18 protein-coding genes and 1 pseudogene are annotated in these 20977 nt (G+C 71.1%); 11 read left to right on the top strand and 8 right to left on the bottom strand.

Annotation, left to right across the window (positions count from 1 at the left end; all coding sequences use genetic code 11):
- Window positions 1-223: 223 nt before the first annotated feature.
- The 6 genes and pseudogenes from ACIOHP_RS02215 to ACIOHP_RS02190 all read right to left on the bottom strand — a co-directional run.
- Window positions 224-1274 (bottom strand): annotated as a pseudogene (locus tag ACIOHP_RS02215) (protein kinase); the annotation flags it as partial.
- On the bottom strand, window positions 1271-2011 hold the full coding sequence (locus tag ACIOHP_RS02210; protein WP_401882525.1) for an FHA domain-containing protein: 741 nt from the start codon (window positions 2009-2011) through the stop codon (window positions 1271-1273). The pseudogene ACIOHP_RS02215 and the gene ACIOHP_RS02210, both read right to left, overlap by 4 nt.
- Window positions 2012-2144: 133 nt before the next feature.
- The gene (locus tag ACIOHP_RS02205) at window positions 2145-2636 is read right to left on the bottom strand and encodes a hypothetical protein (protein WP_401882522.1); all 492 of its coding nucleotides are present in this window, start codon (window positions 2634-2636) and stop codon (window positions 2145-2147) included.
- Between the two features lie 89 nt (window positions 2637-2725).
- Window positions 2726-4225 (bottom strand): protein kinase, encoded by a 1500-nt coding sequence (locus ACIOHP_RS02200; RefSeq protein ID WP_401882519.1) that lies wholly within the window; start codon window positions 4223-4225, stop codon window positions 2726-2728.
- The gene (locus tag ACIOHP_RS02195; RefSeq protein ID WP_361550922.1) at window positions 4222-4968 is read right to left on the bottom strand and encodes an FHA domain-containing protein; all 747 of its coding nucleotides are present in this window, start codon (window positions 4966-4968) and stop codon (window positions 4222-4224) included. The genes ACIOHP_RS02200 and ACIOHP_RS02195 overlap by 4 nt, the downstream gene beginning before the upstream one ends.
- 160 nt (window positions 4969-5128) lie before the next feature.
- The gene (locus tag ACIOHP_RS02190; protein ID WP_361550925.1) at window positions 5129-5770 is read right to left on the bottom strand and encodes a hypothetical protein; all 642 of its coding nucleotides are present in this window, start codon (window positions 5768-5770) and stop codon (window positions 5129-5131) included.
- A 262-nt stretch (window positions 5771-6032) separates the two neighbouring features.
- Here ACIOHP_RS02190 and ACIOHP_RS02185 point away from each other — a divergent pair, with 262 nt between their 5' ends.
- From ACIOHP_RS02185 to ACIOHP_RS02160, 6 genes are all read left to right on the top strand, one after another.
- Entirely contained in the window at window positions 6033-6887 is an 855-nt protein-coding gene (locus tag ACIOHP_RS02185) for a bifunctional methylenetetrahydrofolate dehydrogenase/methenyltetrahydrofolate cyclohydrolase (RefSeq protein WP_266888854.1), read from the top strand.
- Window positions 6877-7371: a DUF3017 domain-containing protein gene (locus ACIOHP_RS02180; protein ID WP_401882515.1), complete on the top strand. Its 495-nt coding sequence runs from the start codon at window positions 6877-6879 to the stop codon at window positions 7369-7371. Before ACIOHP_RS02185 ends, ACIOHP_RS02180 begins: the two co-directional genes overlap by 11 nt.
- A gap of 214 nt (window positions 7372-7585) precedes the next feature.
- A complete protein-coding gene (locus ACIOHP_RS02175; protein WP_361550929.1) occupies window positions 7586-8059 on the top strand; it encodes a helix-turn-helix transcriptional regulator in 474 nt (157 codons plus the stop codon).
- 340 nt (window positions 8060-8399) lie between these two features.
- On the top strand, window positions 8400-9548 hold the full coding sequence (locus ACIOHP_RS02170; protein WP_401882512.1) for a DUF2690 domain-containing protein: 1149 nt from the start codon (window positions 8400-8402) through the stop codon (window positions 9546-9548).
- 336 nt (window positions 9549-9884) lie between these two features.
- Window positions 9885-10874 (top strand): malate dehydrogenase, encoded by a 990-nt coding sequence (locus ACIOHP_RS02165; protein ID WP_361550935.1) that lies wholly within the window; start codon window positions 9885-9887, stop codon window positions 10872-10874.
- Window positions 10875-11017: 143 nt separating this feature from the next.
- The gene (locus tag ACIOHP_RS02160; protein ID WP_401882510.1) at window positions 11018-11995 is read left to right on the top strand and encodes a hypothetical protein; all 978 of its coding nucleotides are present in this window, start codon (window positions 11018-11020) and stop codon (window positions 11993-11995) included.
- A 5-nt stretch (window positions 11996-12000) separates the two neighbouring features.
- Here the strand turns inward: ACIOHP_RS02160 and ACIOHP_RS02155 are convergent, their stop codons facing one another.
- On the bottom strand, window positions 12001-12909 hold the full coding sequence (locus ACIOHP_RS02155; RefSeq protein ID WP_401882507.1) for a GNAT family N-acetyltransferase: 909 nt from the start codon (window positions 12907-12909) through the stop codon (window positions 12001-12003).
- A gap of 44 nt (window positions 12910-12953) precedes the next feature.
- The gene (locus ACIOHP_RS02150; protein ID WP_401882504.1) at window positions 12954-13703 is read right to left on the bottom strand and encodes a hypothetical protein; all 750 of its coding nucleotides are present in this window, start codon (window positions 13701-13703) and stop codon (window positions 12954-12956) included.
- A gap of 187 nt (window positions 13704-13890) precedes the next feature.
- Between ACIOHP_RS02150 and ACIOHP_RS02145 the strand changes: the two genes are divergently transcribed.
- Genes ACIOHP_RS02145 through ACIOHP_RS02125 form a run of 5 tightly spaced genes read left to right on the top strand, consistent with a single transcriptional unit; the run spans window position 13891 to window position 20929 of the window.
- Complete coding sequence (locus tag ACIOHP_RS02145; protein ID WP_361550947.1) at window positions 13891-15399, top strand: aldehyde dehydrogenase family protein; 1509 nt, start codon at window positions 13891-13893, stop codon at window positions 15397-15399.
- A 35-nt stretch (window positions 15400-15434) separates the two neighbouring features.
- Window positions 15435-16958 carry a GMC family oxidoreductase gene (locus tag ACIOHP_RS02140; RefSeq protein WP_401882501.1) on the top strand — a complete coding sequence of 508 codons (1524 nt, stop codon included), beginning with the start codon at window positions 15435-15437 and terminating at the stop codon, window positions 16956-16958.
- Window positions 16958-18037 (top strand): glycine betaine/L-proline ABC transporter ATP-binding protein, encoded by a 1080-nt coding sequence (locus ACIOHP_RS02135; RefSeq protein WP_401882498.1) that lies wholly within the window; start codon window positions 16958-16960, stop codon window positions 18035-18037. The genes ACIOHP_RS02140 and ACIOHP_RS02135 overlap by 1 nt, the downstream gene beginning before the upstream one ends.
- Complete coding sequence (locus ACIOHP_RS02130; RefSeq protein WP_401882495.1) at window positions 18037-19971, top strand: ABC transporter permease; 1935 nt, start codon at window positions 18037-18039, stop codon at window positions 19969-19971. The genes ACIOHP_RS02135 and ACIOHP_RS02130 overlap by 1 nt, the downstream gene beginning before the upstream one ends.
- 1 nt (window position 19972) lies before the next feature.
- The gene (locus tag ACIOHP_RS02125) at window positions 19973-20929 is read left to right on the top strand and encodes an ABC transporter substrate-binding protein (RefSeq protein WP_401882492.1); all 957 of its coding nucleotides are present in this window, start codon (window positions 19973-19975) and stop codon (window positions 20927-20929) included.
- Window positions 20930-20977 lie beyond the last annotated feature (48 nt).

The raw sequence follows: 20977 nt of genomic DNA, 5'->3' as shown, positions 1-20977 counted from the left end.
CGGCCGGGCGTCCACCGGCACCTTCTGGACCGTCTCCGAAGCCGAGGCCATGGAGCGAGCGCTGTCCGCGGAAGTGACCGGAGGCAGGACTCCCGAGCGGCAGGACGCCCCGGCCTCGCTCGCCCGGCTGTCCTGGCGCGGCCCGCGCCCACGGGTTCGTGGGCGCGGTTCACTGAAGCGGCCGACGCGGTCCGTCCGGCAGCGGTGACCCGCACGACCGGGACGCCGATGCGACCAGTACGGGCCGGCGCTCCGGCGTTCCCTCGCCCGTCATGGCCGACCGGCGGGTGACGTCCGCCGTGCCCCCGGGCCCCGACACGGTCAGGAGCGCGGTGGCGACGGCGCCCGCCAGGACGGGGCGCCGGCGCGGACGGGGCGGGCGGGGGCAGCGGGCGATCCCGACCGCGGCCTCCACCCGTGTCAGGAGTGCCTCGGTACCGAGGCGTTCGGCGTGCGCGGCAGCCAGACAGCCACGGATGATCTCCCGCCAGTCATCCGGGAGCCCGGGGGAGAGCCGCAGCTTCCGCGCTCCCCGGGCGTGCCGCAGCGCCGCGTCGGAACGCGCCTCCGGTGTGGCGCCCGGCAGCGGGAAGGCGCCGGTCAGCAGGACGTGGGCGAGGACACCGAAGGCCCAGACGTCGACGGAGGGCCGGACCCGGGCGCCTCGCTCGTCGACCTCGGCCCAGAGCAGCTCGGGCGGTGTGTAGTCCGGGGTGGCGAAGACGGGGGCGTAGGCGTGCGTGCCCTCCATCTCGGCGGCCATGCCGAAGTCGGCCAGCCGGACCGAACCGTCCCGCATCAGCAGCACGTTGGCGGGCTTCAGATCCCCGTGCACCCACCCGGCGCGATGCAGTTCCACGAGCCCCTCGCAGAGCTGCGCGAGCAGTGGCCCGGGATCACCGGGATCCGGCAGGGCGTCGATGGACCCCTCCGCCTTCTCCAGCACGAGGACGGTGGCGCCGTCGAGTTCGAGGTTGTCCGGGTCCTCGACGACGAGGGTCTCGTACATCCGGATCAGCCGCGGTGACCGCAGCCGGGCCAGGAACTCGACTTCCCGCTCGGCCAGTTCACGCAGATGGCGAACGCCGCACGTCGTGCGGGCGCCGGTGGGCAGGAACTTCAGGGCGGCCGTGCGCGGGGCGTCCTCGCTCACGTCGGCGCGGAGGGCCCCGTACACGGTGGCGAACGCCCCCGACGCGATCGGCTCGCGCAACCTCCCAGCGGCCCACCCGGTAGCCCCTCGGCACCGATACGGCCTGCCGTTCTCGGTTCACCGGAACACCTCGCCCGCCGGCGCGGCCAGTACCACCAGATCGTCCTCGCACACCAGGTCGAAACGGAGGGCGAGCGAGACCAGTGACTCCTTCTTGCCGTTGACGCGCCGGCCGGGCTCCGCCGTGTCCGGGCCGGGCCGCAGCCGCAGCTTCAGGGCGAGGTAGTCGATGTTCCAGTAGACGGCCGAGCGGCTGACCGAAGGCCACACCGGGCGCAGCCGTTCCACCAGTTGCTCGACCGCCGGCAGCGAGGCGTGCGGTTCGCCGCGCAGCCGGGGTTCGCACAGGGCGGCCAGCACCGCGAAGTACCGCTTGGTGCGGTCGAGGGTGAACGCCGGTGCGGTGAGGGCTCCGGAGAGCCCGTGCCGGGCGACACTGCGGAAGACGTGCCGTGGCGCCCAGACGTCGAAGGTGAGCAGGTCGCCCGCGGCGGGCAGGACGATCCGCGAGAACTCGAAGGGCACCGGCGCGTCCACGCGCCCCGGGCCGACCTTGATGTGCTCCCCGGCCCCTTCCGGGTTCTCCACCACGTAGGTCTGGTGCTCGCTGCGGTTGCTCAGCAGCCAGAAGGTGCCCTGTGCGGAGATCTCCCCGGCGATCCGGGGCACTCCCTGGTGCGTGATGGTGAGGCCGTCGCCCTCCCCGGCCCTCCCGAACGTGAGCCGCTCACCCGTGGCGATCCTGATCTGGTCGTCCGGCCGCGCGCATGCCGGAGGTACGACGATGACGCTGTACATGGATTCGTCCCCTCGCCCGATTCCATGAGGGCCACCCTCCCCCAGTCCAACGAGGGGGAGGGTAGGGGACGTTCCTCGAAGAGTCCGAAGCTCCTCCGTGATACGGCGTGTCAGGTGGAGGGTTCGGGGAGAATCAGCAGGGACGCAGCGAGTAGATCGGGTCCCAGGTCGCCGTGCCGGCCTGGTACGCCGTCGACGACCAGCGCTCGCTGCCGTCCTTGTTGTAGAACCTGGCGACCGTGCCGGGCGTCTGGTTGTTGGTGAACGGGCCGTCGCCGGTCCAGTTGGAGACGGTCCACGTCTGGCACTTGTAGAAGTCGAACTTGGTGCCCTTGACGATCATGCACAGGTGACCGTAGCCGCAGGCCAGGTCCTGGGCGCTGAAGTCACCCTTCGGGGCCTTGGTGACGTCGAGGCCCTCGTAGGCGATCTTGTCGGCGGAGGCGGACAGCACCTTCTGGTCCTTGCCGAGCACCTCGTCGGCGGTCTGCTGGAGGCTGGTCACCCGGGTGCCGTCCGGGTGGTATCCGCCGGTCGGTCCGGTCGCGGCGGTGGCCGCGACCGTGGAGCCGGCGAACAGGGCGGTGGCCGCGACGAGCAGTGCGGCGGGCTTGACGATGTTCATGATGGTTCCCCCATGAATGAACGTGGTCGGTGTTTCCGGGACCACCGTTCCAGGGGGCGTCGCGGGCAGGTACCTCAGAACTCTCAGGGTCACTGCCCGCCGGACGGCGTGTACTCCTTGAGCCAGTGAGCGACGCGGGCGGCGTAGGCACGCTGGTTCGGGGGAACGCCGCCCGCGGCGTTCACCTTCTTGTACGAGGTCCGGTAGGAGGCCGCGAGCAGCACCCGGCGGTCACCGGGCAGCGAGGTCTTCAGACGCGGCTCGATGAAGCAGAGGTAGCGGCTCATCGCCGGGATGGACTGCGCGGGGGTCAGGGGTGGCGCGGGAGTCTCCTTCGCCGGTACGCCGTCCGCCCGGATCCACCAGCGCAGGACGCTCGGGGTCCAGCGGGCGATGCCGAACTCGTTGTTGGCGGGATCCGACAGCTCCGGATCGAAGCCGCTCTCCGTCTTGAGCATCGCGGCGAGCAACGCCGGTGTGACCTCCGCCTGTTGGCAGTCATGGGCGGAGTCGACGATGAGACGGCGGTAGGCCACGGGAACACCTTTGCCGGTACGCAGTTCGGCGGCGCCGTAGGAGGCCGCGGCGTCGGTGTTCTTGGCGTCGGAACCGTCGTCCTGCCCCGCCCAGACGCCGAACCCCAGCGCGATCACAGCGACGGCGGCCGACACGGCGGCAGTTGTCCGACGGGAGAGGCGCCGCCGCAGCCGGGGCGAGCGGTCCGTGCCCGCCGCGGCCTCCACCTGCCGTAACAGCGCCTGGGTGCCGATGCGCTCGGCGTGCGTCCGGGCCAGGCACTCCCGCACGATCTCCCGCCAGGCGCCGGGCAGTTCGGGCGACAGACGCAGCTCGTCGGTGCCCCGGGCGTACGCGGAGGCCGCGTCCCGGCGGGCCGACGGGGTACCGCCGGGCAGCGGGAAGGAACCGGTGAGCAGCAGATGGGCCAGGACGCCGAACGCCCAGACGTCGGCGGAGGGGCGGATACGGCGGCCCCGTTCGCCGATCTCCGACCACAGCAGCTCCGGCGGTGTGTAGTCGGGCGTGGAGAAGGCGGGCGTGTACGCGTGCGTGCCCTCCAGCTCCGCCGCCATGTTGAAGTCGGCCAGTCGCGCCGAACCGTCCGCCATGAGCAGCACATTGGCCGGTTTCAGGTCCCCGTGCACCCACCCGGCATGGTGCAGCTGGGCCAGGCCCTCGCAGATCTGCGCGAGAAGGGGACCGGGCGCCGGGAGCCGTACGGCGTTCAGGGAGCCTTCCGCCTTCTCCAGGACGAGGACGGTGGCACCGTCGAGTTCGGGGCGCTCAGGGTCGTCGACGACGAGCGTCTCGTACATCCGGATCAGCCGCGGCTGCTTCAGCCGGCGGTACAACTCGACCTCACGCTCGACGAGTTCGCGCAGATGGGCCAGTTGCCGGGGTGTTCCGGTGCCGGTCGGCAGGAATTTCAGGGCGGCCGTGCGCGGGTCGCCGTCGCCGGTCCGGCGGCCCTCGTACACGCTGCCGAAGGCGCCCGTGGCGAGGGGCTCGCGCACCTCCCAGCCGCCCACCCGATACCCCTTCGGCACCGGGACGGCGTAGGGCTCGGTCACCGGGCGACCCGGCCGGACGGCTCCGTCAGGACGACGAGGTCGTCCTCGCGCACGAGATCGAAGCGGAGTGCCAGGGAGACCAGCGACTCCTTCTTGCCGTTGAGACGCGGGCCGGTGTCGGCCTCGTCCGGGCCGGGCTTGAGGCGCAGCTTCACGGCGAGGTAGTCGATGTTCCACTGCACCGAAGTGCGCGACGCCGCAGGCCAGTTGGGGCGCAGCCGGTCCACGACCTGGTCGACGGTGGGCAGCGGGGCGTGCGGTGCGCCGCGCAGCCGGGGTTCGCACAGGGCGGCGAGGACCGCGAAGTAGCGTTTGGAGGCGTCCAGCGAGAACGCGGCGGCCGTGGTGTCGCCGTCCCGCTCGCTCTCGCCGTCCCGGTAGTCGTGGCGCGGCGCCCACACCTCGACGGGCAGCAGATCACCGGCCGCGGGCAGCACGATCCGCGAGAACTCGAAGGGGACGGGGGCGTCCAGGCGCCCCGGGCCGACCTTGATGTGCTCGCCGGCGCCCTCCGGGTTCTCGACGACGTACGTCTGTTCCCGGCTGAGGTTGCTGAGGATCCAGAAGGCGCCCTGCGCGGTGATCTCACCGGCTCTGCGGGACACCCCGTCATGGGCGATCCGCAGGTCGTTCTCCCGGGCGGACCGGCCGAAGGTGAGGCGCTCGCCGGGGGCGAGCCTGATCTGGGTGCGGTTTCGCTCGTCCTCCGTGGTCGGCGGAGGTACCACGATGATGCTGTACAAGGTGCGTCTCCCCGTGCCTGACGGCTACCCGCATCAGCCTAGGGCGACGCACCAGGGCCGTGTCTCCCCTCGTACGGGTGAGACACGGCCCTTGGACGGGAATGGCGCGAACTGTTCAGTCGCGAACGGGGTGTTCGCAGCCGGTTCGGTCACGCACCGTTCAGTAGCGCGGGCGCGCGAACCAGGCGGTGCCGCTCGGCGTGACCGGGGCGGCCGCGATGATGCCGCCGAAGATGAGCCACAGCAGCGGGCCGATGACCGCCGAGGCGAACCCGGAGTCGAGGCCGACGAACAGGCTGACGAGTCCGACGATGGCACCGAGCGCGCCGTAGATCACCGTGGTGATCCGGATGCCCTGGCCGCCGCGGCCGAACTTGACGCCGAGGGTGATGGACAGGGTCGCCAGCGCGGCGGCGAGCAGGGCGAAGACGCCGAAGACGCCGGCCGCCATGTCGGCGCCGTCGCTGCCCGTGCTGAACCCGAGCTCGTCGGCGCCGTCCGACACATCGCTGGCGAACGCGGCGAAGTAGAGGAAGGCCAGCGCGCCGATGATCTGCACCGCCGAGATGATGAACAGGAAGACACGGGCCGTCACCAGGAGACCCGGCATCGACTGCGGCACCATGTTGTTGACGCCCGGGTAGCCGGGGTAGGCCGGCTGCTGCGGGTAACCGGGGTACGCCTGGTGCTGCGGCGGGATGCCGGGCGGCGGCGGGGCCTGCTGCGGGTAGCCGTAACCGGGAGCGGGGGGCGGCTGCTGGGGCGGGGGCCCGTAGGGGTTGTTCGGATCGCCGAAACTCATGGCGGTGTTTCCTCCGTTTACCGAATGTGCGGGGACGACGAGCGGCACGGTTCGGAGGAATGTTCAACAGATGCGGTTCGTCCCCCCGGTACAGCCCGCGGCACTGTGGCCACAATCGTTCTTCAGTGGCCGGTTCGTTGTCCAGCCGCAATCCGCATGTGTTGTGCAAGTGCAACATGGCTGATCATGAGCGGATACGGCGGGACAGGCGCCCGGGGACCCGGATTGGAACCGGGACCCGGTCATCCGCGAGGATGGGGTCATGACCGCCCAGATTCTCGATGGCAAGGCCACCGCAGCCGCGATCAAGTCCGATCTGACCGCCCGCGTGGCGGCGCTGAAGGAGAAGGGCATCACGCCCGGCCTCGGCACGATCCTCGTCGGGTCCGACCCCGGCAGCCAGAAGTACGTCGCCGGCAAGCACCGCGACTGCGCCCAGGTCGGCATCGCCTCCATCCAGCGCGAACTGCCGGAGACGGCGACGCAGGAGGAGATCGAGGCGGCGGTGCGGGAGTTGAACGAGGACCCCGCCTGCACGGGCTACATCGTCCAGCTGCCCCTCCCCAAGGGCATCGACGAGAACCGCATCCTGGAGCTGATGGACCCGGACAAGGACGCCGACGGCCTCCACCCGATGAACCTCGGCCGCCTGGTGCTCAACGAGCCGGCCCCGCTGCCCTGCACCCCCAACGGCGTCCTCACCCTGCTCCGTCAGTACGGCGTGGAGATCAAGGGCGCCGAGGTCGTGGTCGTCGGCCGCGGTGTCACCATCGGCCGCCCGATGCCGCTGCTGCTCACCCGCCGCAGCGAGAACGCGACCGTGACCCAGTGCCACACCGGCACCCGCGACCTGTCCTCGCACCTCAAGCGCGCGGACATCATCGTCGCCGCCGCCGGCTCCGCCCATCTGATCCGGCCCGAGGACGTGAAGCCGGGCGCCGCCGTTCTCGACGTCGGCGTCTCGCGCAGCGCCGAGGGCAAGATCGTGGGCGATGTCCACCCCGGCGTCGCCGAGGTCGCCGGCTGGATCTCCCCGAACCCCGGCGGTGTCGGCCCGATGACCCGGGCCCAGCTGCTCGTCAACGTGGTCGAGGCGGCGGAGCGCAGTGCAGGCTGACACGACTCCCCCGGAGGGGCAGGGCGCCGCGGAAGACGCGGACATCGAGGTGCGGGACGCGATCAGCGCCCCCGACGCCGCGGGCAGGCCGCGTCGCACCACCCGCCGCTTCCCGCTGTTCACCAAGGACACCGCACGCCCCGAGGGCGGCGGCCGGGCCGCGCCGAGTGACGCCCCCGCGCCCGCACGGCAGTGGCCGATCCTCCTCGTGCTGAGCGCGGTCGCGGTCGGCCTGCTGATGACCGCGCTCGACGTCTTCCGCTACGGCACGATGCTGATCGGCGCCGCGCTGGTGGCCGGAGCCGTGCTGCGCTGGCTGGTGCGGGACGTCGGCATGCTCGCGGTGCGCTCCCGCTTCACGGACATCGTCACCTACGGCCTGCTGGGCGCGGTGATCGTCCTGCTGTCGATGATGGCCCAGCCGAACCCCTGGCTGGAGATCCCGTTCCTGAAGGACACCCTGCACTTCACGGTCGACAGCTAGGTGTACCCCGCGTGCGACGACGGCGGCCCGTCCTCTCCCCCGAGTAAGGACGGGCCGCTGTCTGCGTCCACCTTCTTGCACGGCGAACACCCCGTTCAACGGCTGTCAGTGCGCTGTGCCACGGAAGTGACCGTTCCGCTACGGTGTCCGGTCCCTGCCACAAGGGGAACCGTTCGCCTCCCTGACGTCGTCCGACACCGTGGAGGTGAGCTGGATGGGTGCCTGGCAGTCACTGCCGGACGATCTGCCGCCGGAGGTGCGGCACTTCGTGGAGCAGCTGCGGCGGCTCAAGGACCGCACGGGTCTCAGCCTGGCCTCGCTCGGTGCGCGCACCGCGTACAGCAAGTCCTCCTGGCACCGCTATCTCAACGCCACGCAGCCGCCGCCGCGGCAGGCGGTGACCGCCCTGTGCCGGATCGTCGGTCTCGCCGACGCCGACATCGAGCGCGTCAAGGTCCGCTGGGAGCTCGCCGTCCAGGCCTGGCCCCGCGCGGCGGCCGTCCCGGACCGGACGCCGGGTGCGGAGCGGGCGGGGGAGTACGAGGACGACCCCACGCTGCCGTGGTGGGACACACCGCCGGAAGAGAAGGCGGAGAAACGGGACGGCGGCCGTCTGCTCCGGTACGCGGGACTGCTGCTGCTCCTGCTGCTCGTCGTCGCGATGGGCGGCATCGTGGCTTTTGGGTGAGCTTCATACTGAAGTGGCAAGTGTTAACAAATGTGTGCCTTCCGTGTGTCGATGTATTGACAAGTTCGCGGATATGGAACGAAGTCGTTCAAGGTCCGAGTTAGCGTGGCCAATCGGGACGGTCCGGGACGTCCCGCCGCTGGAGGACTGGACCGCGGCGTGGTGGGCGTGCAACGGTGCATGCCCACAGCCCCGACGCACCCGTGCGCCCCCACCCCGGGAACTGAGATCCTTGGCGGGCGCATCCCTGTGGGTAGCCAGACGGGGACTCGGCAGAGGGCGCCACACGCGCGGGAAGCGCAGCAACAGCCAGCACGACCGGGGGGAAGAGGGGGAAGCAATGCCTCGTTGGAGGGCCTTGCCCGATGAACTGGATCCGCAGGTCAGGGAGTTCGCCAGCCAGTTGCGGCGGCTCGTGGACCGCAGCGGACTGAGCGTCGCGGCGCTGGCCGACCGCACGGGCTACAGCAAGACGTCCTGGGAGCGTTATCTCAACGGCCGGCTGCTCGCGCCCAAGGGCGCGATCGTCGCCCTGGCCGAGGTCACCGGCACCAATCCCATCCATCTGACGACGATGTGGGAGCTCGCCGAGCGCGCCTGGAGCCGCTCCGAGATGCGCCACGACATGACCATGGAGGCCATCCGTATCTCCCAGGCGCGTGCCGCGCTCGGCGAGTTCGGGGCGCCCCCGGCGAACGCCAAGGGCGGCAAGACCGCCCGCAAGAGCACCAGCGCCACGGCGACCCCGGGGGTGGCCGGGCCCGCGGGCGTGGTCCCGTCGGTGCCGCCGCAGCCGACGTCGCCCGAGGTCCGGGACTCGACGCCGGACGTCCGGGAAGGCCCCAACTCCTGGGGAATGGCCGGATACAACGGACCCTCGCCGTCGGGCGGACGCGCCCCGGAGAGCCCGGCCCGCCCGGTGTCGACGCCGTCCCCGAGCCCGTCGTACGGCGAGCCCCCGCAGGGCCCCCGTCCCGCCGCGCACGCCGGTGGCGGCGGCAGGCGGCGGCTGACGATGTTCCTCGCGGGCGTCGTCGGGGTGCTCGTGGTGATCGGCGCCGCGTACTTCCTCACGAACGGCGACGACAAGAAGAAGAACGAGGGCTCGGGCGCCTCGCCCTCCCCGAGTGTCACCGCCTCCGTCGACCTCCCGCCCGGCGTCGAGTGCAGCGGTGCCTCCTGCACCGGCAAGGACGCGGAGAGCATGGGGTGCAGCGGGGACCTGGTGACCACCGCCCAGACCGCCACCGTCGGCACGACGGTCGTGGAGGTCCGCTACAGCAAGACCTGCGGTGCCGCGTGGGGCCGTATCACGCAGGCCGCGCAGGGCGACAAGGTCGCGGTGACGGCCGGCAAGTCCGAGCAGACCGGTTCGATCGGCACGGCCGGGGACACCATCGCGTACACACCGATGGTCGCGGTGAAGGACGCCGGCGACGCCACCGCCTGCGTGACGCTGGCGGCGGGGGAGAAGGGGTGCACCCAGTAGACGCCGCGTAGTCGGCGAGGCCGGGAACAATTTCGGGGCCGCAGGCATGGCCGGACGAATCGTGGGCACGCGAACCGTACCCCCACGGGAGTCCGGCCACGTCGGTACCCCCATACGGCGGCCGCCTTCGTCCCCCCTCTCCCGGACGGGCGGCCGCCTCTTCTTGTCTCCGGGGCCGTTCTGTGGGGTGGGCCACAGGGACCCGGCGGTCCGGCATCCCGGATGCGCGATAGCCTGACCGGTGGATCTCTTGATACCAAGAGATCGATCATTTGTACGTCCCACCCGGGCCCGGGGCAGTGCCGCCCCACCGCCAGCTGTCATACGGAGAACGCCATGACCCGCACTCCCGTGAACGTCACCGTCACCGGCGCGGCCGGCCAGATCGGTTACGCCCTGCTCTTCCGCATCGCCTCCGGCCAGCTGCTCGGCGCGGACGTGCCGGTCAAGCTGCGCCTCCTGGAGATCACCCCGGCGCTCAAGGCCGCCGAGGGCACCGCCATGGAGCTGGACGACTGCGCGTTCCCGCTGCTCCAGGGCATCGACATCTCGGACGACCCGAACGTCGCGTTCGACGGCGCCAACGTAGCCCTCCTGGTAGGCGCCCGCCCGCGCACCAAGGGCATGGAGCGCGGTGACCTCCTCGAGGCCAACGGCGGCATCTTCAAGCCGCAGGGCAAGGCCATCAACGACAACGCCGCGGACGACATCAAGGTCCTCGTCGTCGGCAACCCGGCCAACACCAACGCCCTGATCGCCCAGGCCGCCGCCCCGGACGTGCCGGCCGAGCGCTTCACCGCGATGACCCGCCTCGACCACAACCGCGCGCTGACCCAGCTCGCGAAGAAGACGGGCACCACGGTCGCCGACATCAAGCGCCTGACCATCTGGGGCAACCACTCCGCCACCCAGTACCCCGACATCTTCCACGCGGAGATCGCCGGCAAGAACGCCGCCGAGGTCGTCAACGACGAGCAGTGGCTGGCCGACACCTTCATCCCGACCGTCGCCAAGCGCGGCGCCGCGATCATCGAGGCCCGTGGCGCGTCCTCCGCCGCGTCGGCCGCCAACGCCGCCGTCGACCACGTCCACACCTGGGTCAACGGCACCGCGGACGGCGACTGGACCTCCATGGGCATCCCGTCGGACGGCTCCTACGGCGTCCCGGAGGGCCTGATCTCCTCCTTCCCGGTCACCACCAAGGACGGCAAGTACGAGATCGTCCAGGGCCTGGACATCAACGAGTTCTCCCGCGCCCGGATCGACGCCTCCGTCGCCGAGCTTGCGGAGGAGCGCGAGGCGGTCCGCGCCCTCGGCCTCATCTGAGCCGAACGCTCCGCGGAGGCCACACGGCTTCTGTCACGAGCCTGCACGGGCCCTGTTCCGGTTTCTCACGGAGCGGGGCCCGCGCCCGTTTTCACCGCTACCGTCAAGAACGTTACCCGCCAAGGTGATTCGGGGGGTTCGCGATGAGCGGATGGAACGGCTACAGCTCAGGCTCCGACGAGCACGAGCCGAGCGAGGACAGCGGCCAGGCGGCCTGGGGCACGCGGGGGCAGGGCTCCCCGCCGCCATGGGCGTCGGCGGAGACGCAGACGTCACACACACCGCCGCCCTGGGCCTCGGCGGAGACACGGTCGTCGATGACCCCGCCGCCCTGGGCCGCGCCCCCGCCGCAGTCCGGCGGAACACCGTACCCGCCGCCGCCCCCGACGTATGTGCCGCAGCCGCCTCCTCCCCCTCCTTCGCCCGGCCCCCGCCGGCTGCTGGTGATCCTCACCGCGATGGCCGTGCTGGGCGCGGGCATCGGCGCGGGTGCCTGGTTCCTGACCCGTGAGGGCTCGACGAGCCCCGGGGCCACCCCGGGAACGAGCGTCGCCGTCACGACCTCGCCCCCTGTGACCTCGGCCCCTGTGACCACCCCCGCGCAGACCACCGCCCCGCAGTCCACGCCTCCGGTCTCGCCCCTGAATTCCCCGGCGCCGACGCCCGCTCCCGGTTACCGCAGCGTCGCGGATCCCGTCGGGTACACGCTCTTCGTCCCGGAGGACTGGACCCGCAGACAGAAGGACGGCGAGAAGGCGCCCGTGGTCTACTACGACGCCCCTGGCGACGGCCGCCAGCTCCAGATCTTCCGGCTCTCGGAGGACAGCCCCGCCGACTCCCTGCGCCTGGCCGAGAACGACCCCGGCTACGGCTTCGCCCGCCAGCGCGGCTACCAGGCCCTCGAACGCGACGAGGGCGAGACCTGGTCCGAGCTGACCTACCGCTACGACGACGAGGACAAAGGCGCGCGCCAGGTCGTCGACCACCGCTTCGAGGCGGCCGACGGAGAGTTCTACGCGATCCGGGCGAGCGGCCCCGAGACCACGTCCGTGGCGCAGATCCGCGAACCGTTGACGGCGGCCCTGAGCTCGTTCTGTCCGACGACGGGTATGTGCCTGTAAGCGGGTCAGGGGATGACGGGCAGGCGTTTCTCGAACCAGTGGCTGGCGTAGACGTGGTCGACGTACGCCGGGATCTCCGTGTATCCGGCCGCCCGGTACATCGCCTGCGCCTCGGTGAGCGCGGCATGCGTGTCGAGGCGTACGACGGTCAACCCCCTTGCCGACGCGGCCTGTTCGAGTGCCGCGAGGATGCGTCGGGCGAGCCCGAGCCGGCGGGCCTCCGGGTGCACCCACACATGGCGGACCTCCCCGACGCCGGGCTTCAGACGGCGCAGCGCCCCGCAGCCGACCGGCCGGCCCTCCTCGTGGGCGACGAAGAACGCCCCGGTGTCCCCGGAGACCTCCTCCGGCCGGACGAGGTCGGACTTGTCGAAGCCCTCCGGGAAGCGTGCGTCGATGTCGGCGGCGTAGGCGTCGAGGCAGGCGCGGGCGTCGGGGCTGTGGCCGTCGACGAGGTCGACCGTGATGGCGGCGAGGCGCAGCAGGCGGCGGGTGGTGGCCAGGGCGTTGGTCAGGTCGGCGCGCTGGCCGGCGGTGAGGCCGCACAGCAGGCCCGCCGCGAGGGCGTCGGCCCGGCGGTTCTGCTCCTTGACCTCGGTGCGGCCGGCCGGGGTCGGCTCGATCCTGCGCAGCCGGTTGTCCTCGGGGTGCACGCTGATCCGGACCATGCCCTGGGACTCCAGGGTCTTCGCCATCCTGCTCAGATACCCGGCGTCCAGTCCGAGACGGCTCCTGAGCTCGCGCAGGGACGCGCCCTCGCCGATCTCGAACAGCAGCCGTGCCGCGCCGAGCGGGCGGTCCTGGCCGAGGTAGTGGTCGTCGAGCGCTCCGATGCGGCGCGTGTAGTAGCGGTTGAACCGGCGGAGGGCGGCCACGTCGTCCGTCGACACGGGCTCGGGGTGTCCTGGGCTCATAGTCTTTGACTTTAGTCAAAGACTTCGGCCGGGTCCATGGGTTCTCAGGTCTTCTGGAGCTCCTCCTGCAACTTGCCCACGTCGACCGACTCGTCCGCCGAGGGGGTCGCGGTCGGCACCGGCTTGTCGTAGTCCGTGAAGGTCAGCGTCGTGTTGGTGCCGTCGCCGCGCTGGACCGCCCTGACCAGCTGGTGCGGGGAGTCCGAGGTGACGTAGAGGATCGCCTTCTTGCCGTCCTCCGTGCCGGTCAGCGGGATCACCTTCTTGTCGTCGACGGTGGTCTCCTCGCCCTTCTTCAACGGCGTCTTCTCGGAACTGTCGTCGCCCTCGACGTCCTGCTGGAAGGAGGTCAGATCGCAGGTGTCGGCCAGGCCCTTGAGCATGGCGTCGTTCGTGGAGCCGTGGATGTAGCGGTTCTCGAAGAGCTCGGCCACCTCCTCGCCCTGACTGCCGGGCACCTGGGCCTTCCAGAAGGTCCGGTCCGGTTTCATCCACACCTCGTCGCCCCGTTTGACGATCTCGACGCTGCCGCCGCCCGAGCCCATCCGCATCGACCCCACGCAGTTGCCGTCCTGGTCGAGGGAGAGATCCATCGACGTCGGCTGCGTTCTGCTGGTCGTCGCGCTCGCGCCGCGGTCCGTCAGCTTCAGACGGACGGACTCGGCGTCGAGGAGATTGTCCTTCGCCTGGTCGGCCAGTTGCCGGGCGGTCAGATCGTCGCCGTCGTCCGCGGCGATCAGGACCGGTGAGAGCAGCAGTGCCGCCGTCGCGCAGATCAACGCTTTCCCTGGCATGCGTCACCTCCGTGGACCATTACTCAGCGTACGATTCACCCCTATTTGTCCGCATGTTCAGTGATGCGGCGCACTTTCAGGCATCGATTGCGCATGCAATGCGAGGCCGAGGGCAGGCGGTGACGGTCCCCGTGAGTGACACCCGTGTGACTCAGGGGAACTGAACAGGAACGGAGCGACAGCGATCATGGCCGGACAGCACGCGCGACAGGCGCGGCAGACGATCCACGCGGGCGGCGAGTGGCGCGAAGCCGCCTCCGGGGCGACCCGCGACATCCTCGACCCCGCGGACGCGCAGCCGTTCACCGTCGTCGCCGAGGGTGACGAGAAGGACACCGACCTGGCCGTCGCCGCCGCACGGCAGGCCTTCGACCACGGCGACTGGCCGCGCACCCCCGTCTCCGAGCGCGCCGCGCTGCTGTACCGCGTCGCCGATCTGCTGGTTCGCGATCGCGAGCGACTGGGGCTGATGGAGAGCCGGGACGCGGGCAAGACGCTCGAAGAGGGCCGCGTCGACATCGACTGTGTCGCCGACGCCTTCCGCTACTTCGCCGGCCTCGTCGCCGCCGAATCCTCCGGCCGGGTCGTCGACGCGGGCTCGCCCGACATCCACAGCGTCGTGGTGCACGAGCCGGTCGGCGTGTGCGCGCTGATCACGCCCTGGAACTACCCCCTGCTCCAGGCCAGTTGGAAGATCGCCCCCGCACTCGCGGCCGGCAACACCTTCGTCGTCAAGCCGAGCGAGATCACACCGCTGACGACGATCGCGCTGATCGAGCTGCTCGTCGAGGCGGGTCTCCCGGCCGGCGTCGCCAACATCGTCACCGGGCCCGGCCACTCGGTCGGCGCCCGGCTCGCCGAGCACCCCGACGTCGACCTCGTCTCCTTCACCGGCGGCCTGGCCAGCGGCACCAAGGTGGCACAGGCCGCGGCCCCTTCGGTCAAGAAGGTCGCCCTCGAACTCGGTGGCAAGAACCCCAACGTGGTCTTCGCCGACGCCTGCGCCACGGAGGAGGGCTTCGACACCGCCGTCGACCAGGCCCTGAACGCCGCGTTCATCCACAGCGGCCAGGTCTGCTCGGCGGGCGGACGGCTCATCATCGAGGAGTCCGTCCGCGAGCGCTTCGTCGCCGAACTCGCCCGGCGGGCCGGGCGGATCCGGCTCGGGCGCGGCACGGACGACGGGGTCGAGTGCGGGCCGCTCGTCTCCGAGCAGCAGCGCGCCAAGGTCGACGGGTACGTGGCCTCGGCGCTGGCGGAGGGCGCCGTGCTGCGAACCGGCGGAAAGCGGCCGGAGGGCCTGGGCGACGGCTACTTCTACGAGCCGACCGTCCTGGACGCCTGCCACCGCGAGATGACGGTCGTCCGCGAAGAGGTCTTCGGTCCCGTCCTCACCGTCGAGACCTTCCGCACCGAGGACGAGGCGGTCGCGCTCGCCAACGACACCGAGTACGGCCTCGCGGGCGCCGTCTGGACCAGCGACGCCGGACGCGCCCGCAGGGTCGCGGGCCGTCTGCGCCACGGCACCGTCTGGATCAACGACTTCCACCCCTACCTTCCCCAGGCGGAGTGGGGCGGCTTCGGCAAGAGCGGCACCGGCCGCGAGCTGGGCCCGGCCGGCCTCGCCGAGTACCGCGAGACCAAGCACATCTACCAGAACCTCGCGCCGCGGCCCGTCCGCTGGTTCGCCGGCTGAAGCAATTGCTCACCGCACGTCCCTGGAGTACCCCCATGCACCAACATGAATACGACTATGTGATCGTCGGCGGTGGTACCGCCGGCTCCGTCATAGCCTCCCGCCTCACCGAGAACCCCGATGTCACCGTCGCCGTCATCGAGGGCGGCCCCAGCGACGTGGGCCGCGACGACGTCCTCACCCTGCGCCGCTGGATGGGCCTGCTCGGCGGCGACCTGGACTACGACTACCCGACAGTGGAACAGCCACGCGGCAATTCCCACATCCGGCACAGCCGGGCCCGCGTCCTCGGCGGCTGCTCCTCCCACAACACGCTGATCGCCTTCAAGCCGCTGCCGTCCGACTTCGACGAGTGGGAGGCGAACGGCGCCAAGGGCTGGGGCGCGGTACCCATGGAGGCGTACTACGCGCGCCTCCTCAACAACATCGTCCCGGTCGACGAGAAGGACCGGAACGCCATCGCCCGCGACTTCGTCGACGCGGCCCAGGCCGCCACCGGTGTCCCGCGCGTCGAGGGCTTCAACCGCAAGCCCTTCGACGACGGCGTCGGCTTCTTCGACCTCGCCTACCACCCCGAGAACAACAAGCGGTCCTCGGCGTCCGTGGCGTATCTGCACCCGGTGATGGACGAGCGCCCCAACCTGACGATCCTGCTGGAGACCTGGGCGTACAGGCTCGACCTGGACGGCACGCGCGCACAGGGTGTCCACGTGCGGGCCGCGGACGGCGAGGAGTTCGTCGTACGGGCCCGTCGCGAGGTCGTGCTGTGCGCGGGCGCCGTCGACTCGCCGCGCCTGCTGCTGCACTCCGGCATCGGCCCCCGCGAGGACCTCGAAGCGCTCGGCATCCCCGTCGTCCAGGACCTGCCCGGTGTCGGCGAGAACCTCCTCGACCACCCCGAGTCGGTGATCGTCTGGGAGACCCACGGGCCCATCCCGGAGAACTCCGCGATGGACTCCGACGCGGGCCTGTTCGTCCGCCGCGACCCCGACCACGCGGGCCCGGACCTGATGTTCCACTTCTACCAGGTCCCCTTCACGGACAACCCGGAGCGACTGGGCTACGAACGGCCCGCGTACGGCGTCTCGATGACCCCGAACATCCCCAAGCCCAAGAGCCGTGGACGCCTCTACCTGACCAGCGCCGACCCGTCCGAGAAGCCCGCCCTCGACTTCCGCTACTTCACCGACGAGGACGACTACGACGGCCGCACGCTGGTCGACGGCATCCGCATCGCCCGTGAGATCGCCCGGACCGAGCCGCTGGCGGGCTGGCTCAAGCGAGAGGTGTGCCCGGGCCCCTCCGTCACCGGTGACGAGGAGCTCAGCGAGTACGCCCGCAAGGTCGCCCACACCGTGTACCACCCGGCGGGAACGTGCCGTATGGGCGCCGCCGACGACGAACTAGCCGTGGTGGACCCGGAGTTGCGGATCCGCGGCCTGGACGGCATCCGCATCGCGGATGCCTCGGTCTTCCCGACGATGACCGCAGTGAACCCGATGATCGGGGTGCTGATGGTCGGCGAGAGGGCCGTGGACCTGATCGGAGGCGGTGCGTGATGAGTACGGCTACGAGTACGACTGAGACGTCGAGCACGACGGCCGAGAACCCGGTGTTCTCCGTCGACGGCCTGTGGAAGGTCTTCGGCCCGAAGGCGGACCGGATCCCCGAGGACCCGGAGCTCATGGGGCTGGCCCCCGCCGAGCTCCGCGCCCGCACCGGCTGCACGGCCGCCGTCCAGGACGTCTCCTTCGACGTCCGCAAGGGCGAGGTCTTCGTGGTGATGGGGCTGTCGGGCTCCGGCAAGTCCACGCTGGTCCGCTGTCTGACCCGCCTCATCGAACCGACGGCCGGCACCATCGCCATCGACGGCGAGGACGTCCGCGCCATGGACAAGTCCCGCCTGCGCGAACTGCGCCGCCATCGTGCCGCGATGGTCTTCCAGCACTTCGGCCTGCTCCCGCACCGCACGGTCCTCGACAACGTGGCCTACGGCCTGGAGATCCAGGGCGTCGGCAAGGCGGAGCGCCGGGCCCGCGCGGCGGACGTCGTGGCCAAGGTCGGCCTGGAGGGAATGGAACAGCGCCGGCCGAGCCAGCTCTCGGGCGGTCAGCAGCAACGCGTCGGGCTGGCCCGCGCTCTCGCCGCCGACCCCCAGGTCCTGCTGTTCGACGAGCCGTTCAGCGCCCTCGACCCCCTGATCCGCCGGGACATGCAGGAGGAGGTCGTCCGCCTCCACCGCGAGGAGGGCCGCACGATGGTCTTCATCACGCACGACCTGAACGAGGCGCTGAAGCTGGGCGACCGCATCGCGTTGATGCGCGACGGCCGCGTCGTCCAGCTCGGCACCCCGGAGGAGATCGTGGGGTCACCGGCCGACGACTACGTCCGCGAGTTCGTCCGTGACGTGCCGCGCGAGCAGGTGATGACGGTCCGTACGGCGATGCGGACCGCGTCGGCCGCGGAGCAGGGCAACGGCCCGGCCGTCGCGCCCGACGCCACGGTCTCCGAGGCCATCGAGGCGGTCGCACGGGCAGGGGCTCCGGCCAGGGTCGTCGACGAGGGCCGATGTGTCGGGGTGGTGGACTCGGACGCACTGCTCGGGGTGGTGGCCGGGACCGCCAAGGAGGCGGTCTGATGGCTACGGTCACCGCTCCCGTCCCCCGTACGGTCCCCGCCGTCCTCCGGCACCGCGCGGTCCACAAGCTCGTGCTGCTCGCCGCGGTCGCCGCGATCCTCGTCCCGCTGGCGAACGCCCGCTGGGCGAGCGGCACCTGGCCCGACGCCCTCACCGTCGACTTCTCCGGCCCGCTGACCACGGCCAGCGACTGGATCGTCGACAACCGGGACAGCCATCCGCTGTTCCTCTACTTCTTCGGCCACGTCAGCAACGCGGTCGTCCTCGGCGTCCGTGCCGTGTACCTGGTGCTGCTGGCGGCGGGCTGGGCCGGCGTCACGGCGATCGGCGCCCTCGTCGCCTGGCGGGTCGCCGGCATCAGGCTCGCCCTCGGCACCGCCGCCGCGTTCCTCGCCTGCGGTCTGCTCGGCATGTGGGTGCCGACGATGCAGACCCTCGCCCTGATGGTCGTGGCCGTCCTGGCCTCGGTCGTCGTGGGCGCGTTCCTCGGACTCGCCGCGGGCCTCTCCGACCGCATGGACCGCGCCCTGCGCCCGGTCCTGGACACCATGCAGGTGCTCCCCGCCTACGCCTATCTCCTCCCCGTCGTCATGGTCTTCGGCATGGGCGTTCCCGCGGCCGTCCTCGCCACCGTCGTCTACGCCGCCCCACCCATGGCCCGCCTCACCGCCCTCGGCCTGCGCGGCGCGGACAAGGAGGTCCTGGAAGCGGTCGACTCGCTCGGCGCCACCGCACGGCAGCGCCTGCTGACCGCCCGTATCCCGCTGGCCCGCAAGGAGCTCCTCCTCGGCCTCAACCAGACGATCATGATGGCCCTGTCGATGGCGGTCATCGCGTCGGTCATCGGCGCCGGCGGCCTCGGTGACCGCGTCTACCAGGCGCTCGCGTCGGTCGACGTCGGTGCGGCGCTCGCGGCGGGCATCCCGATCGTGCTGCTCGCCGTCGTACTGGACCGGGTGACGGCGGCCGCCGGAGACGGCACCGAGGGCTCCGGCCGCAGGGGCTGGGCGTACGCCTTCGCCGCCGCCCTCGCCGTGGCCGTGGCCGGACGTCTCATGGGCCGCCTCGACTGGCCCGACGCCTGGGTCGTCCAGATCGCCCAGCCCGTCAACCGTGGCGTCGACTGGATGACCGCCCACCTCTACTCCGGCGTCCCCGTCGTCGGCGGCACCGCAGACTGGGCCGCCCACTTCACCACCTGGGTCCTGAACCCGCTCCGGGAAGGCCTGCAGTGGCTGCCCTGGTGGTCGGTGCTGCTCGTGGTCGCCACCCTGGCCTGGCTGATCGGCACCTGGCGCACCGCGCTCACCGCGGTCCTCGCCATGGCCGCGATCGGCGTGCTCGGCGTGTGGGAGCCGTCCCTGGACACGCTCTCCCAGGTCCTCGCCGCCGTCGCCGTCACACTCGTCATCGGCTTCGCGACCGGCATCGCGGCCGCCCGCAGCGACCGTGTCGAACGGCTGCTCCGGCCCGTCCTGGACGTCTTCCAGACGATGCCGCAGTTCGTCTACCTGATCCCGGTGGTGGCCCTCTTCGGCGTGGGCCGCGCACCCGCGGTCGCCGCGGCCGTCGTCTACGCGCTGCCCGCCGTCGTCCGCATCACCACGCAGGGGCTGCGGCAGGTCGACCCGGCCGCGCTGGAGTCCTCGAGTTCGCTCGGCGCCACCGCCTGGCAGCAACTCCGCCAGGTCCAACTCCCGCTCGCCCGCCCGGCGTTGCTGCTCGCCGTCAACCAGGGCGTGGTCCTGGTCCTCGCCGTCGTCATCATCGGCGGCCTGGTCGGTGGCGGTGCGCTCGGCTACGACGCCGTCTTCGGCCTCGCCCAGGGCGACCTGGCGACCGGCCTGGTGGCCGGCGCAGCCATCGTCTGCCTCGGCCTGATGCTCGACCGGGTGACCCAGCCGACGGAACGCCGCGCGAAGAAGGGAGCGTGACATGCGCGTACGTACGACTGCCGTAGTGGCCGGTGCCGCTTCCCTGCTGTTGCTCACCGGCTGCGGTGCCGCCGACATGACCCAGCAGGCCTCGCCCTTCGCCAACGCGCAGGGCGCCAAGACCGTGACCCTGTCCGTGCAGTCCTGGGTGGGCGCGCAGGCCAACGTGGCCGTCGCGCAGTACCTGCTGGAGCACGAGCTCGGCTACCGCGTCGACACCGTGCAGGTCGACGAGGTCCCCGCCTGGGACGCGCTCAGCCAGGGCCGCGTCGACGCGATCATGGAGGACTGGGGCCACCCCGAACAGGAACAGCGCTACGTCAAGGACAAGAAGACGATCGTCAACGGCGGTGGCCTCGGGGTCACCGGGCACATCGGCTGGTACGTCCCGACGTACTTCGCCAAGGCGCACCCGGACGTCACCGACTGGAAGAACCTGAACAAGTACGCCGCGCAGATGCGCACCGCGGAGAGCGGCGGCAAGGGCCAGCTGATGGACGGCTCGCCCTCCTACGTCACCAACGACAAGGCGCTGGTGAACAACCTGAAGCTGGACTACCAGGTCGTGTTCGCCGGTTCCGAGGCCGCGCAGATCACCCAGATCAGGCAGTTCGCCAAGGAGAAGAAGCCCTTCCTCACCTACTGGTACTCACCGCAGTGGCTCTTCAAGAAGGTCCCCATGACCGAGGTGAAGCTGCCCGCCTACAAGGAGGGCTGTGACGCCGACCCGGAGAAGGTCGCCTGCGCCTATCCGCACACCCCGCTGCAGAAGTACCTCAACGCGGACTTCGCCCGGAGCAGCGGCAAGGCGGCGGCCTTCCTGAAGAAGTTCAAGTGGACGACCGAGGACCAGAACGAGGTCTCCCTGATGATCGCCGACCAGAAACTGACGCCCGAGGAGGCGGCGAAGAAGTGGGTGGCCGGCCATGAGTCCACCTGGCAGGCATGGATCGCGTAAGAAGATCCACTGGGAATGGTGGTGAAGCGCCCCTTACGGGCGAAAGCG

It is taken from the genome of Streptomyces sp. NPDC087859 (genome assembly GCF_044742595.1).
Classification (GTDB): domain Bacteria; phylum Actinomycetota; class Actinomycetes; order Streptomycetales; family Streptomycetaceae; genus Streptomyces; species Streptomyces canus_F.
The sequence above is the reverse complement of the archived record's forward strand: the minus strand, read 5'-3'. Positions and strand labels throughout refer to the sequence as shown.